The sequence below is a fragment of the Nocardia sp. NPDC051990 genome, assembly GCF_040680755.1.
Taxonomy (GTDB): Bacteria; Actinomycetota; Actinomycetes; order Mycobacteriales; family Mycobacteriaceae; genus Nocardia.
On sequence record NZ_JBFAXH010000009.1, the window covers coordinates 82,732 to 100,476 of the forward strand.

Below are 17,745 nucleotides of genomic sequence, written 5' to 3' on the forward strand. Positions count from 1 at the left end.
GAGGTCAGGTGACACAGGAATACAACCGGGACCCCGCCGCGGTGGACGCGCTGTCATCCGAGCAGTACCACGTCACCCAGGAGAACGGGACCGAGCGGGCATTCACGGGCGAATACTGGGACAATCACGAGCCGGGTATCTACGTGGATGTGGTGTCCGGTGAACCGTTGTTCGCCTCGGTCGACAAGTTCGACAGCGGTTCGGGATGGCCGAGTTTCACCAAGCCGATCGATGGCGAGAATGTCGTCGAAAAGCGGGATTTCAGCCATCTGATGCTCCGCACAGAAGTGCGCTCGGCGCACGGTGACAGCCATCTCGGACATGTGTTCACCGATGGCCCGCGCGTGGCGGGCGGCTTGCGGTACTGCATCAACTCGGCGGCGCTGCGGTTCATCCATCTCGATGACCTCGAGGCGGAAGGTTACGGTCGGTACACGACCCTGTTCACGGAGGAGGACGCGTGAGTGACACGCGAAAGGCGATTCTGGCCGGCGGATGCTTCTGGGGCATGGAGGATTTGATCCGTAGGCAGCCGGGGGTCATTTCCACGCGGGTCGGCTACACCGGCGGACGCAACGATCGCCCCACCTATCGCAACCACCCGGGCCATGCCGAGGCCGTCGAGATCATCTACGACCCGAAGCAGACCGACTACCGTGCGCTGCTGGAGTTCTTCTTCCAGATCCACGATCCGACGACCAAGGACCGCCAGGGCAACGACATCGGTACCAGCTACCGTTCGGCGATCTTCTATCTCGACGACGAGCAGAAGCACGTCGCGCTGGAGACCATCGTCGATGTCGAGGACTCGGGCCTGTGGCCGGGCAAGGTCGTCACCGAGGTGACCCCGGCGAGCGAGTTCTGGGAGGCCGAACCCGAGCACCAGGACTATCTGCTGCGCTACCCGGACGGCTACACCTGCCACTTCCCGCGACCGGGCTGGAAGCTGCCGAAGCGGCAGACGACCGCGCAGTAACCCGTTGACCTTGTGCCGCAATTGCTTGCGGCACAAGGTATTCGACGCGCCGAGCACCCCCTGGACACCAGTGGGTGCCCGGCGGACGATCGTCGAGGGGCGGGCGGTCATCCGCCACCGGAACGATCATGAACTCCCGCTGAGGGATTCGAGTTCACCGCGCAATTCCGCGACCTCGGCGGCCAGCTCGTCCCGGAGCTGTTCGCGTTCCAGGAGGCCGGTACGGAGGTTGTTGACTGTATCGTTCATTGCCGCCAGCTTCCGGTCGGCACCGGAGAGCCGCCACTCGACGATCGCGCGACGGTCGACTTCCGCGCTGGCGTACATCACCCAGCCCACAACGTAATCCAGCCAGTCCGGCTGTTTGGGCATGCGCCGGTCCGCATCCCACCCGCGCCGCACCGACGGCTTCGCCGTTAGCACCCGATCGCCGCTCGGTCCGGTCAGCTGCGCGAGATCTAACTTTCCGGCACTCGTCACCACCGCGGTGAGGCGGAAACGCCCGGCGAGGTGCATCCGCAACTCGGCCGCACCTCGGCCATCGGTATCCATCGCGCCGAGCCACGGACCTTCCGCCGCATCGATGAGCGCCCCGAGCACCCCGAGTTGTCCGGCACTTCGACGCCCTCGCGTCACCCGCTCACGGAGATCGTCGGGCGTTGCGGTCATCTGGTCCCAGTGCATGGCGCCTCCGTCTCGTCCGTTGTGACGCAGTCCGACTCTCGCAGATCGCCGGATCGGAACGACTGACCGCAGAGGGTCATGGCGATCGGCAGCAGTCGGTGTCGAGCGACCTCTGACCGTCTGATCCGGGGGACAGTTCGCCCGTCGATCGGCGAGAACAACTCGCTCCTTCATCGGGACCGGTGATTGACAGCAATCGGTCGAGCTGTCAACGTATCGGAGCACATCGGGGTCCGTGATTCGGCTGGGTGCTCCGGTGTCGGCGAATCGGAGAGTCTTCATGGGGTTTCTCGAACCCGACCTGCCCGTGGTCGATATGGCGGAGTGGAGCAAGGGCACTCGCAGTGAGCGAATCCGGCCGATGGCTCGGCATTGGGCCGAGGTCGGATTCGGGACGCCAGTCGCGCTGCATTTGTTCTATGCCGGCAAGGTATGCCTGTATATCCTCGGCGGCTGGCTGATCGCATTGTCCACCAAGGGAATCGATGGGTTCGCGAACATCGATGCGTGGTGGTCCGAACCGATCGTTTTCGAAAAGGTTGTGCTGTACACGTTGTTGTTCGAGGTGGTCGGACTCGGGTGCGGGTTCGGCCCCTTGAACAACAGATTCTTTCCGCCGATGGGGTCGATTCTGTATTGGTTGCGGCCCAAGACCATTCGGCTACCGCCATGGCCCGCCATCGTTCCGCTGACCAAGGGGACCGGCCGTACGCCGGTGGATGTCGTGCTGTACGCGGCGTTATTGGTGATGACCGCGATCGCGGTGCTATCCGACGGAACCGGTGCAGTGCCGGAGTTGGATACGACGGTCGGGCTGCTTCCGGTGTGGCAGATCGCGGTGATCCTCGGTCTGTTGGCGCTGATCGGGTTGCGCGACAAGGTGATATTCCTGGCGGCGCGCGGCGAGGTCTATGCCACGCTCGCCGTCACCTTCCTCTTCGCCGCCGATATGGTCGTCGCCGCGAAGCTGGTCTTCGTGGTGATCTGGATGGGTGCGGCGATATCGAAGCTGAACAAGCACTTTCCGTTCGTGGTTTCCACCATGATGTCCAATAGCCCGGTGTTCCGGCGCAAGTCGCTCAAGCGCAAGTTCTTCGAGAACTTTCCCGATGACCTGCGGCCAGGCCGCCTGTCCCGCCTCTTCGCTCATGGCGGCACCGCCGTCGAGATGTGTATTCCGCTGGTGCTGTTCTTTTCGCACGGCGGCTGGCTGACGGCCGCCGCCGCCTTCGTGCTGGTGTGTTTCCATCTGACGATCCTGACCGCCATTCCGATGGGTGTTCCACTGGAGTGGAACGTCTTCATGATCTTCGGTGTACTCGCCCTATTCGTCGCGCACGCCGATCTCGGCCTCGGCGATCTACAGCACCCGGTGCCGGTAGCGCTGCTGATCCTCGTCATCGCGGGCATAGTAATCGCCGGAAATCTTTTCCCGCACCGGATTTCGTTCCTACCGGGCATGCGCTACTACGCGGGTAACTGGGACACCACGATGTGGTGCATCAAACCCTCCGCCGCGGAAAAGATCGGCCGCGGCATCGTCGCGATCGCCAGCATGCCGCAGGCCCAATTGGAACGGTTCTACGGCAAAGACCGGGCCCAGATCCCGATGTTCATGGGATATGCCTTCCGCGCCATGAACACCCACGGCCGCGCCCTGTTCACCCTCGTCCACCGAGCCATGCCAACCGGCCACGAGGACGAATACACCGTCACCGATGGCGAACGCATCTGCAGCACCGCTGTCGGCTGGAATTTCGGCGACGGCCACATGCACAACGAACAACTCATCACCGCCATGCAGGAGCGCTGCCACTTCGAACCTGGCGAAGTCCGCGTGGTTCTCCTGGATGCCCAACCCATCCACAAACAAACCCAGTCGTATCGCCTCGTCGACGCCGCCACCGGCGAATTCGAACGCGGCACGGTCAATGTCGCCGACATGGTCACCCGCCAACCCTGGGCCGACGACGTCCCCGTACACGTCACCCACACCGACCACCACTGATCAAAGAAGCCCCTCAGCTTCGCGGTACTGAGGGGCTCCCTATTGCTTGGGGCGCAGCGGCTCTAGCGCGCCCCGTAGAGCAGTCTACGGTGCTACGGGCGATCGAACACGCCAACGTTCACGCCAGCGGTGAACGCGTCCCACTCAGCGGGCGTGAAAACGAGCGCCGCTCCGGCCGGATTCTTCGAGTCACGGACACCGACCAAGCGACCATCGAGGAACGCAACTTCTACGCACTCTTGGTTAGCTGAACTCCTGCTGCTCTTGAACCATCGCGCCCCCGACAGATCGACACTCACCGAGTCAACTCCTCTGCAATCTCAAGGATGAGTCTGCGGCTCTCGGCCTCATCCAGGGCTACGCCCTGAATCCCAGCATAGGCGTCTCGGTACTGGTCGACCTCGTCTGCTTTCTCAAGGTACAGACAGCCTGTGATTCCCTGGATGTAGACCACGGGCGGCTCTGTGAGCTGCGCGGTTGGGTGACGTGGGAACTCGAGAAGGATGAAAGATCCTGAACTGGTTCCTTTGTGTAATCCGGCCGCCAGCGGCACGACTCGGACCGAGATGTTCGGCAATCGGCCAATCTCCACCAGGTGTGTCAGCTGAGCGGCCATGATTTCCGGTGAGCCTGCAACTCGACGCAATACCGACTCATCCAGCAAGACGTTCACCTCGAGCGGGTTGGTTCGACTCTCCAAACGCTCGAGCCTGCGAGTATGGATCTCGATGCGGCGCTCGACCTCACTGGTGGGCATCGCTGGATACTCGGTCCAGATCACCGCTCGGCGGTATTCGGCAGTTTGCAGCAGTCCTGGAAGAAGCGTCGCCTGGTAGGCGCTGAATCGCTTGGCGGCATCTTCAAGGCCGACATAGAGATCGAAGTGTTTCGGGATCGTGTCACCGTAAGCGTGCCACCATCCCTTGCCCTGCGATTCCTCGGTCAGCCCCAGGAGCATATCGGTCGTCCTGTTATCAACGCCATACATCTGGGCAAGATGCGTAATGAACAACGGATTGATCCGAGTCGGTTGCCCGGTCTCCATCCTCCAGAATGTCTGTTTTGATACCCCGATCGCGCGGCGAGCAGCGTCGGCACCGATCCCCGCCGCTTCTCGCTTGTCCTTCAGCAGACGGGCAAGTATCCGACGCGGAAGGGTCGAACCAGTGGTCATAGTGTCGGCTCCAACGGGGTTGCTAACAACTCTCGTTCGTCTAGGAACCAGTCTGAACGACGCGTCGGAATCTCGGACATTCATTGGCGAAAATTCGGCCAGGAACGTTCCAATCCTGCGGTAGCGGTGCTGCACTGGATGTGCGCCTGGAGCGATAGCTCTTCCTTCTCTAGGAGTTGTCAGGGGCCGGGCGCACCTTATCCGCCGCACCAAGGGGGTCACGATGTCGAAACCAGAACTGCCGCACCGGACGCCGCTCGGTCGCCTGCCCGCACCGCTCGCAATCGAGCTCCCTGTCGATGTTGTCGAGCGGTACCTAAACGCCCTACACGAGTGGCAGACCGACCAAACCCGCACTGCACAACCTGATCAAGGGGTCTGAAATCGATGGACCACATAGCTTTTGGCGATACCCCGTTGTCTCGTTGTCACTTCTACAGGCGGGTCTGCGATCTCCCCGCCACCATCGACCCACCACACCTCGGTCGGATCATCATGAAGGCCGAGCACGTATGGGCACTCATCCTTCCCGCCCATCTCGGCCAAGCCGTGAAAACCTATATGCGACAACATGGTTCGGATGTCGGGCCGATTCTGTCGCATCCACGTTCGAATCGATGGACGCTGCTTGTGCGTCCGGACATCCCCGACGACGTACGCCTGTTCGCGGAGTTGTTCCGCCTGAACGTGTCGGTGGTGCGGACCGGTGGCACCATCGCGTTGCCGTCACCCATCGACAAAGGCGCGCAGTTCCGGCGCTGGATCGAACCACCCCGATGTGCATTCCGGCCATCCGGGCTCGTGGTGGTCGATGCGATCCGCGCGTGCTCGAGACCATACCGGCCCGCACAGCGGCAGGCCGGCCACACACTCAACGCCATCGGAGTGATATTCGATGAATGATATTGAGCGACAACGAAACACAGAGATAGCGCCATCTGTAGCGGCGCTACTCGAAGTCTTTCACGAGGACACACTCGAGAAACTGACGATAGCTGCGGTCGACGGTGTCACGCTGTGTCATTGCGCCACTGGAATAGTCGAGGTGGATGAGGACGGTTGGTGCACCGACTACGACGACATGGATGAACAGGATGGCATCGAGGTCCTGCCGCCTCGGGTTGAAGATCGCGAAATGCCATGAGCGCGAACACCTCCCCGAACCCCAGCGAGCCCGATGTGCACCTCAGCGTATTTCTGCACGGAGCACGATTCGACTTCGCCGCCTGCCGCACCGCCGCACTGGTTTTCATGCGTGAACACCAGGCACGCCACTACGCCGATGCGGTGACCATGGATCTCGGCGATGCCAGCGGCTATCCGCGGCTCCCATGCGAGAGGCTCTATCTCGAACCTCTGGGTGAGACACTGAGGGCCAGGACCGAGCCGGAATCGCGGCCGGCGCCTGAGGTCTCAGTGCGCCCGGCCGAACGCAGGCACGCGGAACGATCAGCCGATCCAGTCGGTCAACAGCTGATTGCTTCTGCCGGTGCGGATTTCGGATTCGAGCCAGGTGTTGACGACGGTGTTGAAGACGGTGTCGCCCTTGGGCAGAAGGTATGCCTTGGGGGCGGAGTCGAAGGGGGTGTCGGGGTGCAGGACCTGGAGGGTGGGATGGGTGCGTTGGCGGTAGCGGCCTTCGACCGAGTCGGTGACGAAGACGTCGGCGTTGTGCTGTTCGAGCTGGTCGTAGATGGTGAGGTTATCGGACCAGATGGTGAGTTGGGCCGCGGGGAAGTTGGCGCGGGCGAAGGCCTCGTTGGTGCCGCCGCGATTGACGATGACGCGGACCTCGGGGCGGTTGATCTGGTCGACGGTGGCGTAGTCGGCGGCGTCGGCGCGGCGAACGACAGGGGTTTTGCCGTCGATGGAGGTGGGGATGGAGAAATCGGCGACGACGCGGCGGGCCGGGGTGTCGGAGATGCCGCCGACGGCGATATCGCAGCGTGCGAGGAAGTCGTCGGTAAGGGTAGACCAGGTAGTCGGAACCCATTGCGGGACAACATGCAATGTCGCGGCGAGGTCGGTGGCGAGGGTGATGTCGACACCACGGTAGGTGCCGTCGTCTTCGCGCAGGGTGTAGGGCGGGTAGTCGCCGGGGGTGCACACCCGCAGCACCCCCGACTGCTGCACAGTGATCAGGTGGGACGCATCCTGTGCGGTCGCGACGGGTCCGGTGGCGATCAGCCAGCTCAGGGTCGACAGGACGGCTATCGGCAGGTACCGGAGGGGGCGGCGCATCGAAACAGACTAACCGACCTGATATTCGGCTGAGAACCCGACGAATGGGACACTTCCCAGCCGGTTTCGACCGTTGATACTGGTAGTTGGAAGGAGTTCGACATGAGTCTTATCGGCACCTTGCTCGGGTTCGCCCTGACGGTATTCATCCTCCTGCTGCTGGCCAGGCTGGTATTCGATTGGGTAGGGGTACTCGCCGATGGCCGCCACCCACAGTGGGTGAATCGCGCCCGGGACCTGAGCCACACCGCCACCGAACCGGTACTCGCCCCGGTGCGCAGGTACCTGCACCCGGTCCGGCTGGGCGGGCTATCCATCGATCTGGCGTTCACGGTGGTGTTCATCGTCGCGCTGATCCTGCGGCAGTTCTTCTTCAGTCTGTAAGCGGGGTTCGATGGATCCCATCGCCTACGGCCCGCACCGCGACCAGGTGGCAGATCTATACCTGCCCGCTGCGGACGGCCGGGCACCGCTCGTCGTGGTGCTGCACGGCGGATTCTGGCGCGCGCAGTTCGACCGAGAGCCTGCCCAGCCGGAGGCGCGGGCACTGGCCGCACTGGGCTATGCGGTCGCGAACCTCGAGTATCGCCGGGTCGGTGCTGGCGGCGGGTGGCCAACTACCTTCGACGATGTCGCGCGGGCACTCGATCTGCTGCCCGAATTGATCGAGGACGCCCGGCCGGGCCGTGTCGATCGGAACCGCATCGTCTACATCGGACATTCCGCAGGCGGACATCTGGCGCTGTGGGCGGCAGCGCGGCATCGGCTGCCGAGCGAAAGCGCCTGGCGCACCGAGACGGCGCCGCAAGTCGCCGGTGTCGTGGCCCTGGCACCGGCGGCGAATCTGGTCGACGCCTACCAGCGCGGCAATGGTAATGGCGCGGTCGCCGAATTGCTCGGCGGCGGGCCGCGGGAATTTCCCGAGCGCTACGCCGCCACCGACCCCTCGGCGCTCGATACCACCGACATCCCCATCGTTGTCGTGCACGGTGATCGGGACCAACGCCTACCGATCGAAATGGCGCGCGAGTACAGCGCGAAATCCGGCGCCGAACTCGTCGAATTACCTGGAATCGGACATTTCGAACTCATCGATCCCGATTCCACCGCATGGCCTTTCGTCGTCCAGGCGCTGCGTCGACTGACCAAGTCGGTGGACCAACAGCATCGGTGAGCTGATCGGTCACCCGCCGAAATACTGAAAGACCTTGCGGTCGCCGCCAACTTGCTCCATCGCGCGAACTGAATCGCACCGAAACCATCGATAACACCGCGGGAGTGTGAGTCGCGAAGGCAGGGGAAGGGCGGTGTCTCTCGACACCATCGGGTGACAGACGCGCTGTAAGATCGCGCGGCGACCTGACCGGACGCTGGACTGCCGCGCTGACAGGTGGGGTGGAGATCATATGGTTCCGATGAGTGTGGGCAAGGCACGCATGCTGCTGACGCAGGCTGACTCAGGAGTTCGAACCGTCTGCCACGACATCGTCGGGCACGTCGAGTTCGGCCTGCGCCGCCGCGGCGGCATCCCAGCCGTGCACCACCGCCTCGTGCAGTGCCCGCCGCGCCCAGAAGACATCGCCGATACTCGGCAACCGAAACCTCCCACCATCCGTGACCGCGAACCGGGCAGGCATAACGACCAGCAGCCAGGCCACCAGAGTCGCCACGAGGGCGCCTCAGAAGACTTGCAGCGGAGGGGATTTGGGGAAGACGACCGGAAGGGACACCAGGGCGCGATGGAACGCGCCCTGCCGCCATTCCAATTCCTCGACGGGGACGGCCAGCCGCATTTCCGGCAAGGCGTCCAGCAATTGATCGATCGCGTCCTGCACGACGAGGGTCGCGATCGAGCGGGCGGGGCAGGCATGCGGGCCAACGCTCCACGCCAGATGCGAGCTGTTGTCGGTGTACTCGCCGGTGGTGATCGCCGGATCGTTATTGCAGCCGGTCATGCTGATGACCACCGGCTGATGCGCGGGCAACCACACACCCTCGATCAGAACCGGCTGCTTCGGGAAGGTGATGCAGTAGTTCGATAGGGGCGGATCGGTGAACAGCACCTCGTCCAACGCGTCGCGCGTGGACATGGTGCCGCCGAGAATGCCGCCACCGAACCTGGTGTCGGTCAACATCAGTCGCAGCGTATTGACGATCAGATTCTGGGTCGGTTCCATACCGGCGGCGTACAAGCTGAGAACCTGGTGGATCATTTCGGCGTCATCGAGTTTCGCCGGATGGGCGAGCAGCCCGGAGACGATATCGTCGCCCGGCCTGTCGCGCTTGAGGCAGACCAGTTCGAACATGGCATCGGCGACCATCTTGTTGCCCTCGACCGCCGCGTCCGCACCCTCCATGAGCGCGGCCATACCGGCCGCGGCACGCCGGCCGATCTCCTGCGGGCAACCCAGTATTGCGTTGATCACCGCGAAGGACAGCGGCAATGCGTACTGCCCGACCAGATCCGCCGTGCCGTTCCCGCAGAAGGTGTTGATCAGCGGAATGGCGATCCCCTCCACGGTGGAATGCAAAGCGAACAAATCGACGACACCGAGGCCCGCGACGGTCGCCTCCCGGTAGCGGGCGTGCTCGCGGCCGCTGGAACGAATTGCGGCCGGACGCCATTCGAGCATCGGCCGCACCGGGCAGTCCTTGGGAACGCTCTGCTGCCAATTTCGCGAATCGGCCGGAAAATGGTCGGGATCATTGAGTATCCCCAGCGCGGTGTAGTAGCCGATCACCAGGGTCGCGGGTACTCCGGGAGCCAACTCCACCGGCACCAATGAACCGTATCTCTTGCGCATCTCACGATACGCATGATGCGGGTTCGCAGCGAATTCCGTTGAGTAGAGCGAGATTCGGGGACCATCGATATCGATCGGCGATCCGTGCGCGACCGGAAAGGAGCGGAAGGTGGTTGCCGACTCTGGCGTGGTCAAGAGACGTGACTCCAGTCGTTCGTTGTGCAGAAGCGATGAGCATGGTGCGCGACCGCAGGCGCGTCCGTGCCGCCTGCGCAGAACAGAGCCAGCCTACGTCGACTGCTCGACCCGCGTACCGAGCGGGCACCCACACCCATCCGATATGTGACCGGCGTTACAGCGGATAGAGGCCGAAACAAAAGGACACCGATTGAGCACAGCAGCGCACGGCAACCCCTGGGTGGCCGTACGACCGGACGTCGATTCCGCAAGGCGCAGTGCGCGTTCGGCCGGTCCGGCCCGGTGCAGCAGAATATTCGCCCAGGCCAGATCCAGTTGCAGCCGCGGATGGGTTTCGATGATGGTGGCGGGCAGCTTGTGGACCAGACCGATGACACTGGCGAACTGCCCGTATTCGAGCAACGACATTTCGTCCTGCTCGACGATCTCGATGGCCCGCTGCTCATCCCCGGCCAGTAGGGCATGATCGACCGCCTCGCTGACATCTCGATGTTCGGCCAGCCACCGCGGGCCACCCGGTGCAATTCGGTGATCCGTTCGGGCCGATCGCGTTCCAGCCGCTGGTGCAGGAAATTCTGGAATAGGTGGTGATAGCGGAACCAATTGCCGTCATCGAGCTTGCGCAGGAACAGATCCTGGAGTCGATCTGCTCCAGCATCGCCTGCCCATCCGGTACGTCGGTGAGTGCCGCGGCGAGTTCACCGCAGATCCGCGGCGGCATCCCAGCCGTGCACCACCGCCTCGTGCAGTGCGCGCCGCGCCCAGAAGACATCGCCGATACTCGGCAACCGAAACCTCCCACCATCCGTGACCGCGAACCGGGCAGGCATAACGACCAGCAGCCAGGCCACCAGAGTCGCCCCGAGGGTTCCTCAGAAGACTTGCAGCGGAGGGGATTTGGGGAAGGCGACCGGTAGGGAGGCCAGGGCGCGTTGGAACGGGCCCGGCCGCCATTCCAGATCGCCGACGGGGACGGCCAACTGCATTTCCGGCAAGGCGTCCAGCAATTGATCGATCGCGTCCTGTGCGACGAGGGTCGCGATCGAGCGTGCGGGGCAGGCGTGCGGGCCAACGCTCCACGCCAGGTGCGAGCTGTTGTCGGTGTACTCGCCGGTGGTGATCGCCGGATCGTTATTGCAGCCGGTCATGCTGATGACCACCGGCTGGTGCGCGGGCAACCACGAGCCCTCGATCAGCACCGGCTGCTTCGGGAAAGTGACACAGTAGTTCGATAGCGGTGGGTCGGTGAACAGCACCTCGTCCAACGCGTCGCGCGTGGACATGGTGCCGCCGAGAATGCCGCCACCGAACCTGGTGTCGGTCAACATCAGTCGCAGCGTATTGACGATCAGATTCTGCGTCGGACCGAAACCCGCGCCGTACAGGCAGAGGACCTGGTGGATCATCTCCGCATCGTCGAGCTTCGTCGGATGGGCGAGCAGCCCGGAGACGATATCGTCACCCGGCTTGTCACGCTTGAGACAGATCAGTTCGAACATGGCATCGGCGACCATCTTGTTGCCCTTGACGGCGGCATCCCCGCCCTCCGTGAGGGCGGCCACGCCGGTCGCGGCACGCCGGCTGATCTCCGGCGGGCAACCGAGCATCGCGTTGATCACCGCAAAGGCCAGCGGCAATGCGTACTGCGCGACCAGATCCGCGGTTCCGTCCTGACAGAAGGTGTTGATCAACGGAACGGCGATCTGTTCCACGGTGGAATGCAAAGCGAACAAGTCGATTACACCGAGGCCCGCGACGGTCGCCTCCCGGTAGCGGGTGTGTTCGGGGCCGTCGCACCGAATCGCCGCCGGACGCCATTCGAGCAACGGCCGCACCGGGCAGTCCCTGGGAATGTCCTTTTGCCAGATTCGGGAATCGGCCGGAAAATGGTCGGGATCATTGAGTATCCCCAGCGCGGTGTAGTAGCCGATCACCAGGGTCGCGGGTACTCCGGGAGCCAACTCCACCGGCACCAGCGAGCCGTACCTCTTGCGCATCTCACGATACGCATGGTGCGGGTTCTCCGCGAATTCCGTTGAGTACAGCGAGATTCGGGGACCGTCGGTATCGGTCGGCGATCCGTGCGCGACCAAGAAGGAGCGGGGGGCGGTTGCCGACTCTGGCATGGTCAAGAGACGTGACTCCAGTCGTAGTGCAGAAGCGATGAGCATGGTGCGCGACCGCAGGGTCACCCGTGCCGCCTGCGCAGAACAGAATCAGCCTAGTGGACCCGCACTCATCTGACCTGTGACCGGCGTTACAGTGGATAGGGGTCAACGCAAAGGACACCGATTGAGCACAGCAGCGCACGGCAACCCCTGGGTGGCCGTTCGACCGGACGACGACCTCGCGCGATTGGCGCGACAGGTGTCCTGCGCGCATCGCTGTTTCATCGAAGGCGACGACCGGCTGCCGGTCGATCCGGTGCGCCCGGTGGTGCTGGATTCCTGGCGGCGCAGCCGCAGCAATGGCGTCGACCCGGACCGCTTCGGCGCCGGTGTCGACCTCGACGGCCTCGAGCTGCAACGATATCGGGCCGCACATCCGACCGCGCCGATCCGACCGGTGGTGCGCAAACTGCTCGTCGAGGATGCCGCCGAGGCCGGACTGCTTGTCGCGATCAGCGATGCCGAGGGCCGATTGCTGTGGGTCGAGGGCGATTCCAAGGTCAAGGACCGGGCGCTGGCCATGAACTTCGTCGAGGGCGCGGACTGGAGTGAGGACCGGGTCGGCACCAATGCCCCCGGCACCGCACTCGCCCTCGATCATCATGTGCAGATCTTCGGGGCAGAACACTTCAGTCGCGTGGTGCACGAATGGAGTTGTTCCGCTGCGCCCGTTCATGATCCGCGCACTGACCGGATCATCGGCGCTATCGACATCACCGGCGGACCCCGCGTCGCGGCACCCGAAGTCTTGTCACTGATCCGAGCGACGGTGTTGGCCGTGGAATCAGAACTGCGACTGCTCATGCTCGACGCACCGAAACCGTTCGCGTCGACGACGGCACGCCTCGAGACGCTCGGTCCGGCCCAGCCGACTCTGATCCGTGATGGTGAGCGCATTCGCCTATCGCAGCGCCATGCCGAAATCCTTTTGCTGCTAGCCGATTACCCGGAGGGACTGAGCGCCGACCATCTCGCCATGCTGCTCGACGAATCCGAACTCGATCCGGTGACGGTGCGCGCGGAAATGTCGCGGGTGCGAAAGATGTTGGGCGCCAATGGTCTCGGCTCTCGTCCCTACCGGCTGCTGATGGATCTCGATACCGATGTCGACGAGGTTCGACGCGCACTCGCCCGCGGCGATACGTCAGCGGCATTGCGCGCCTACCCCGGCCCGATCCTGCCCCGCTCGCTCGCTCCGGGCATCGATGATTTGCGCGTCGAGTTGCGCGGACGTCTGCGAGCGGCCCTGTTGGCAGCCGGCGATCGCCGCCTGCTCGCCCGCTGGACCGCTTCGGTCGACGGCCGCGAGGACATTGCGGCGTGGACCGCCTACCTCTACTCCCTGGACCGGCAGTCCTCGCTGTATGCCCAGGTGAAGACGCAATTACAACTACTCGATCGCAAATTGAGCATCTGACCAGTTTCTTGCAACTGTCGTGCAACATGGACCCTACTAGCGTTCCGGATCACACCTGAAACAGGAACGTCAGCAGATCGAGGAGCATTCGATGACCGTCTTCGCCCGTCCAGGCACACCCGGCGCCGCCATGTCGTTCCAGACCCGATACGACAACTGGATCGGCGGCGAATGGGTCGCGCCCGTCAAGGGGCAGTACTTCGAAAATCCCACTCCCGTAACGGGTCAGCCGTTCTGTGAGGTTGCGCGCGGCACCGCGGAGGACATCGAACTCGCCCTCGATGCCGCGCATGCCGCCGCACCCGCCTGGGGCAAGACCTCGGCCGCTGAACGCGCCGTCATCCTCAACAAGATCGCCGATCGCATCGAGGAGAATCTGGACGCGATCGCTCTCGCGGAGGCCTGGGACAACGGCAAGCCGATCCGGGAAACCCTGGCCGCCGATATCCCGCTGGCCATCGACCATTTCCGATACTTCGCCGGCGCCATTCGGGCACAAGAGGGTTCGCTGTCGCAGATCGACGCCGATACCGTCGCCTACCACTTCCACGAGCCGCTCGGTGTGGTCGGCCAGATCATTCCGTGGAACTTCCCGATTTTGATGGCCACCTGGAAGCTCGCGCCCGCACTCGCCGCCGGTAATGCGGTCGTACTCAAGCCCGCCGAGCAGACCCCCGCGTCGATCATGTTCCTGATCGGTCTCATCGGCGATCTGCTGCCACCCGGTGTGGTCAATATCGTCAACGGTTTCGGTGTCGAGGCGGGTAAGCCGCTGGCCTCCAGCCCGCGAATCAAGAAGATCGCCTTCACCGGCGAGACCACCACCGGTCGCCTGATCATGCAGTACGCGTCGCAGAATCTGATTCCGGTCACGCTGGAACTCGGCGGCAAGAGCCCGAACATCTTCTTCAGCGATGTCCTCGCCGCCAATGACGACTTCCAGGACAAGGCGCTCGAGGGCTTCACCATGTTCGCCCTGAACCAGGGTGAGGTCTGCACCTGCCCGTCACGCGCGCTGATCCAGGCCGATATCTACGACGAATTCCTGGCCGCGGCCGTGGTGCGCACCAAGGCGGTGCGGCAGGGCGATCCGCTCGATACCGAAACCATGATCGGCGCGCAGGCCAGCAATGATCAGCTCGAAAAGATCCTGTCCTACCTCGAAATCGGCAAGGGTGAGGGCGCGACGCTGCTCACCGGCGGCGAGCGCGCCGACCTCGGCGGCGATCTTTCCGGCGGATACTATGTGCAGCCAACGGTTTTCGCGGGCAGCAATTCGATGCGGATCTTCCAGGAGGAGATCTTCGGACCGGTCGTCTCGGTGACCTCGTTCGCGGATTACGACGAAGCCATCACGATCGCCAATGACACTCTCTACGGACTCGGCGCGGGCGTGTGGTCGCGCGACGGTTCGGTGGCCTACCGGGCCGGACGTGATATCCAGGCCGGACGGGTGTGGACCAACACCTACCACCAGTACCCGGCGCATGCCGCATTCGGCGGCTACAAGCAGTCCGGTATCGGCCGCGAGAACCACCGTATGATGCTCGACCACTATCAGCAGACGAAGAACCTGCTCGTCGGCTACGCGTCGAAGGCGCAAGGCTTCTTCTGATGACCGCAGTCCCCCGGCGCGTGCGCGCCACCGCGGCGGCGATGGACCTGCTCCGTCGCCTCCGCGTGCTACACGGGCCGCTCATGCTGCACCAGTCCGGTGGTTGCTGCGACGGATCGGCCCCGATGTGTTATCCCGCAGGCGAATTCATCATCGGCGATCACGACGTGCTGCTCGGATTGCTGGATCTGCGGTTGCTGGTCGATGAGTTGCCGACTACCGCGCCGGAGCCGGACGATATTGCGCCGGTGTGGATCTCGGGACCGCAGTTCGCCGCCTGGCAGCACACCCAGCTCGTGCTCGATGTCGTGCCGGGCCGCGGTTCGGGCTTCAGCCTGGAATCGCCGGAAGGATTTCGATTCCTCAGTCGCGGAAGGGTTTTCGATGACAATGAGCTCGTCGCGCTGGCCGCGACCGAACCCGTGACGGGCGCCGGCTGGGAGCGTGGGGAACGCCTTGCGGCAGCAACCGAACCGCAGGTCGTCGCCGAGGCGGCCGATGCCTGCCCGATCCCTGGTCGCGGCGGGTCGTTTGCTTGACGCGTCCCATGCGTATCGACGAGCTAACTTTTATTGCGTCCCTGCCATTTCCGGCTCAGGCGCGACCGCGCGACCCGACCGCCACCATGTCGAGCACCAGATCCTGGAGCACCCGGCATGTGGTGTGAGCCTGCCCGATCAACGGTTCGGACGATTCCCTCTCGGCTAGCTCTACCAGCCGATTGACTACGTGGCAGACGGCAACGAATCGACGGATCGCTTGACGTCTCTCGGCGAGATTCATGGTGTCGGTGGCCATATTCACCAGATCGCGCCAACACCCCAACCGTTTCGCTCGAGTTTGCTGGATCATGAAGCGGCAAACCAGCAATCGTGACGCAACCGCGGCTCGACCAGGTCTCGCGTCGGGATTCACCGCCGATGTGGTCGCCGTATTCGTCGTGCCGGATTCCTCGGCGGACTCGCCGGTGGTCTGATCGCCGGATTCGCCGCGCTGTGGGTCACGAAACCGCCTGCCCCACAATGGGCGCGCGGACTCATGCCGGTTGTTGTCGTCCCGCTGTTCGCGTCACTGATAGTCGGCGCGTTGATAATCAAGGTGCTCGGCAAGCCGCTCGCCGCGATCACCAGCTGGACTCACCAACTGGCTGAACAGCTTGACCGGCACCTTTGCCCTCACGTTCGGCGCCATTCTCGGCCTTGCCAAATCCCGCGTGTCCTGGCAAATCTGCGGCTATGCCCAGTCGGCGCGCGACACGCCCTGCGGCCTCGATGCGCCGGACCGATATCCCGCTATGCTTGCCAGTTGTTAGCCATGCAGGTCCGTTAATGCGATTTCGCCGCCGTTGATGTACATCCGATTCGAAATAGGGATCAGGTATGCGACCTCCATTCGTCGTTATCGCGACCGGCGTGGTCGCGGCCATTCTGGCTGTCGTGGCTCCATGGCCTGGTGGCGTCGAGCCGAGCCGAGCCCAACCGCCCGGTGCGGACATTTCCGGTGCAGGGATTCATCTGACGGCATCGGTAGACAACGTCCGAGTGGACCCAGCCGGCGACCGAACTCCGAACTTCCTCATGACGTTCGCGCGTGCCGCGCAGTTGTCCGGCGACTTCGCGCTGAACGTGGAGGGCGATGGGGTAACAGGCGGCCAGGCCGTCGCAGGCTTCCTCCTCGGCTGCGGGATCAGTGTGGCCGGCGGCGTCACCGTCGGAATCGAACCCAATCAAGGGCTGTTGGCCAGTATCTCCCCCTCTCTCTCCTTCACCCCGTCGAACGTTTCAGCCCCCGTCAGCCTGCCGAGCACTGGTAGCGCGCCTAGTGCGCCGCTGACACCGCGGCCCACAACGCCGATTGCCAGCACCATCCCTACGATTCCCAGCACCACTCCTACGATTCCCAGCACCATCCCCACGATTCCCAGCACCACCATCCCTACGATTCCCGCCGTCACCCCTACGGTTCCCGCCGTCACCCCTACGATTCCCACCATCACTCCTACAGTTCCCACCGTCACCCCTACGATTCCCACCGTCACCCCTACGATTCCCACCATCACCCCTACGGTTCCCACCACCATCCCGACGAGTATTCCGGTCAACGCGCCCACCGTGGGCCTCGCACCAACCGTCGGCGGAACTCTGGGCGTGACAGAGGTCGTGGAGGCCACCTTGGCACCGGGCCAGATCACCACCGTCACGACAGTGACGGCAGACCTGGACGAAAAGACCGTGTTCCCATACCACTTCATTTTCAACAACGCCGCGTTGAACGTCGCCCAGTGTGCCTCACCGGCATCGGCCGTCCCGTTCGTCACCGCCACAGTGAGTACCCCAGCAGGGACTGTGCAGACCACCGCCTACGGCAGCCAGTTCACCTTCTGAACCGATGTCGCTGGCGGTGGCCGATGTCGCTGGTCGTGGTCATCCAGGGCGCCGGCATCGGCCGCCGTCAGCGAGGCGTTGCGGTCTGGGTCTTGTCCGCGGCGATCGGTCTCGCTGGGGTGATCGCAATAGCTCG

19 protein-coding genes and 1 pseudogene are annotated in these 17,745 nt (G+C 63.6%); 13 read left to right on the plus strand and 7 right to left on the minus strand.

Annotation, left to right across the window (positions count from 1 at the left end; translation table 11 throughout):
* Window positions 1-8: 8 nt before the first annotated feature.
* Window positions 9-464, plus strand: coding sequence for a peptide-methionine (R)-S-oxide reductase MsrB (msrB, locus tag AB0L63_RS18845; RefSeq protein ID WP_364502133.1), 456 nt, complete (start codon window positions 9-11; stop codon window positions 462-464).
* A complete protein-coding gene (gene msrA / locus AB0L63_RS18850) occupies window positions 461-976 on the plus strand; it encodes a peptide-methionine (S)-S-oxide reductase MsrA (protein ID WP_364502135.1) in 516 nt (171 codons plus the stop codon). The genes msrB and msrA overlap by 4 nt, the downstream gene beginning before the upstream one ends.
* Before the next feature lie 126 nt (window positions 977-1,102).
* Here the strand turns inward: msrA and AB0L63_RS18855 are convergent, their stop codons facing one another.
* On the minus strand, window positions 1,103-1,660 hold the full coding sequence (locus AB0L63_RS18855) for a hypothetical protein (RefSeq protein WP_364502138.1): 558 nt from the start codon (window positions 1,658-1,660) through the stop codon (window positions 1,103-1,105).
* A 280-nt stretch (window positions 1,661-1,940) separates the two neighbouring features.
* Here AB0L63_RS18855 and AB0L63_RS18860 point away from each other — a divergent pair, with 280 nt between their 5' ends.
* Entirely contained in the window at window positions 1,941-3,668 is a 1,728-nt protein-coding gene (locus tag AB0L63_RS18860) for a DUF3556 domain-containing protein (protein WP_364502140.1), read from the plus strand.
* 92 nt (window positions 3,669-3,760) lie between these two features.
* On the opposite strand, the gene AB0L63_RS18865 is transcribed toward AB0L63_RS18860, so the two are convergent.
* Window positions 3,761-3,967, minus strand: a complete 207-nt coding sequence (locus AB0L63_RS18865; protein WP_364502143.1) for a DUF397 domain-containing protein — start codon at window positions 3,965-3,967, stop codon at window positions 3,761-3,763.
* Window positions 3,964-4,842 (minus strand): helix-turn-helix transcriptional regulator, encoded by an 879-nt coding sequence (locus tag AB0L63_RS18870; protein ID WP_364502146.1) that lies wholly within the window; start codon window positions 4,840-4,842, stop codon window positions 3,964-3,966. The genes AB0L63_RS18865 and AB0L63_RS18870 overlap by 4 nt, the downstream gene beginning before the upstream one ends.
* A gap of 495 nt (window positions 4,843-5,337) precedes the next feature.
* Between AB0L63_RS18870 and AB0L63_RS18875 the strand changes: the two genes are divergently transcribed.
* Both AB0L63_RS18875 and AB0L63_RS18880 read left to right on the plus strand, forming a co-directional pair.
* Window positions 5,338-5,745 carry a DNA-directed RNA polymerase subunit beta gene (locus tag AB0L63_RS18875; RefSeq protein WP_364502149.1) on the plus strand — a complete coding sequence of 136 codons (408 nt, stop codon included), beginning with the start codon at window positions 5,338-5,340 and terminating at the stop codon, window positions 5,743-5,745.
* A complete protein-coding gene (locus tag AB0L63_RS18880) occupies window positions 5,738-5,986 on the plus strand; it encodes a hypothetical protein (RefSeq protein ID WP_364502152.1) in 249 nt (82 codons plus the stop codon). The genes AB0L63_RS18875 and AB0L63_RS18880 overlap by 8 nt, the downstream gene beginning before the upstream one ends.
* Window positions 5,987-6,291: 305 nt before the next feature.
* On the opposite strand, the gene AB0L63_RS18885 is transcribed toward AB0L63_RS18880, so the two are convergent.
* A complete protein-coding gene (locus tag AB0L63_RS18885) occupies window positions 6,292-7,083 on the minus strand; it encodes a transporter substrate-binding domain-containing protein (RefSeq protein WP_364502155.1) in 792 nt (263 codons plus the stop codon).
* A gap of 102 nt (window positions 7,084-7,185) precedes the next feature.
* Between AB0L63_RS18885 and AB0L63_RS18890 the strand changes: the two genes are divergently transcribed.
* Window positions 7,186-7,467 carry a YggT family protein gene (locus AB0L63_RS18890; protein WP_364502158.1) on the plus strand — a complete coding sequence of 94 codons (282 nt, stop codon included), beginning with the start codon at window positions 7,186-7,188 and terminating at the stop codon, window positions 7,465-7,467.
* 10 nt (window positions 7,468-7,477) lie between these two features.
* Window positions 7,478-8,257: an alpha/beta hydrolase gene (locus AB0L63_RS18895; RefSeq protein ID WP_364502161.1), complete on the plus strand. Its 780-nt coding sequence runs from the start codon at window positions 7,478-7,480 to the stop codon at window positions 8,255-8,257.
* Window positions 8,258-8,540: 283 nt separating this feature from the next.
* On the opposite strand, the gene AB0L63_RS18900 is transcribed toward AB0L63_RS18895, so the two are convergent.
* Window positions 8,541-8,753: a hypothetical protein gene (locus tag AB0L63_RS18900; RefSeq protein WP_364502164.1), complete on the minus strand. Its 213-nt coding sequence runs from the start codon at window positions 8,751-8,753 to the stop codon at window positions 8,541-8,543.
* Window positions 8,754-8,762: 9 nt separating this feature from the next.
* Window positions 8,763-10,022 (minus strand): cytochrome P450, encoded by a 1,260-nt coding sequence (locus AB0L63_RS18905; protein ID WP_364502167.1) that lies wholly within the window; start codon window positions 10,020-10,022, stop codon window positions 8,763-8,765.
* Window positions 10,023-10,352: 330 nt separating this feature from the next.
* Here AB0L63_RS18905 and AB0L63_RS18910 point away from each other — a divergent pair, with 330 nt between their 5' ends.
* Complete coding sequence (locus tag AB0L63_RS18910) at window positions 10,353-10,484, plus strand: hypothetical protein (protein WP_364502170.1); 132 nt, start codon at window positions 10,353-10,355, stop codon at window positions 10,482-10,484.
* Between the two features lie 413 nt (window positions 10,485-10,897).
* Here the strand turns inward: AB0L63_RS18910 and AB0L63_RS18915 are convergent, their stop codons facing one another.
* Window positions 10,898-12,151, minus strand: coding sequence for a cytochrome P450 (locus tag AB0L63_RS18915; protein WP_364502475.1), 1,254 nt, complete (start codon window positions 12,149-12,151; stop codon window positions 10,898-10,900).
* A gap of 166 nt (window positions 12,152-12,317) precedes the next feature.
* On the opposite strand from AB0L63_RS18915, the gene AB0L63_RS18920 reads away from it, so the two are divergent.
* The 5 genes and pseudogenes from AB0L63_RS18920 (at window position 12,318) to AB0L63_RS18940 (ending at window position 17,609) form a co-directional block, all read left to right on the plus strand.
* Window positions 12,318-13,610, plus strand: a complete 1,293-nt coding sequence (locus AB0L63_RS18920) for a transcriptional regulator (protein ID WP_364502173.1) — start codon at window positions 12,318-12,320, stop codon at window positions 13,608-13,610.
* Window positions 13,611-13,701: 91 nt separating this feature from the next.
* Window positions 13,702-15,225 carry an aldehyde dehydrogenase gene (adh, locus tag AB0L63_RS18925; RefSeq protein WP_364502175.1) on the plus strand — a complete coding sequence of 508 codons (1,524 nt, stop codon included), beginning with the start codon at window positions 13,702-13,704 and terminating at the stop codon, window positions 15,223-15,225.
* Complete coding sequence (locus AB0L63_RS18930; RefSeq protein ID WP_364502178.1) at window positions 15,225-15,764, plus strand: DUF779 domain-containing protein; 540 nt, start codon at window positions 15,225-15,227, stop codon at window positions 15,762-15,764. Before adh ends, AB0L63_RS18930 begins: the two co-directional genes overlap by 1 nt.
* Window positions 15,765-16,102: 338 nt before the next feature.
* A pseudogene (locus AB0L63_RS18935) lies at window positions 16,103-16,426 on the plus strand (PTS sugar transporter); the annotation flags it as partial.
* 376 nt (window positions 16,427-16,802) lie between these two features.
* Window positions 16,803-17,609 carry an MspA family porin gene (locus tag AB0L63_RS18940; RefSeq protein ID WP_364502181.1) on the plus strand — a complete coding sequence of 269 codons (807 nt, stop codon included), beginning with the start codon at window positions 16,803-16,805 and terminating at the stop codon, window positions 17,607-17,609.
* The last annotated feature ends 136 nt before the right edge of the window (window positions 17,610-17,745 follow it).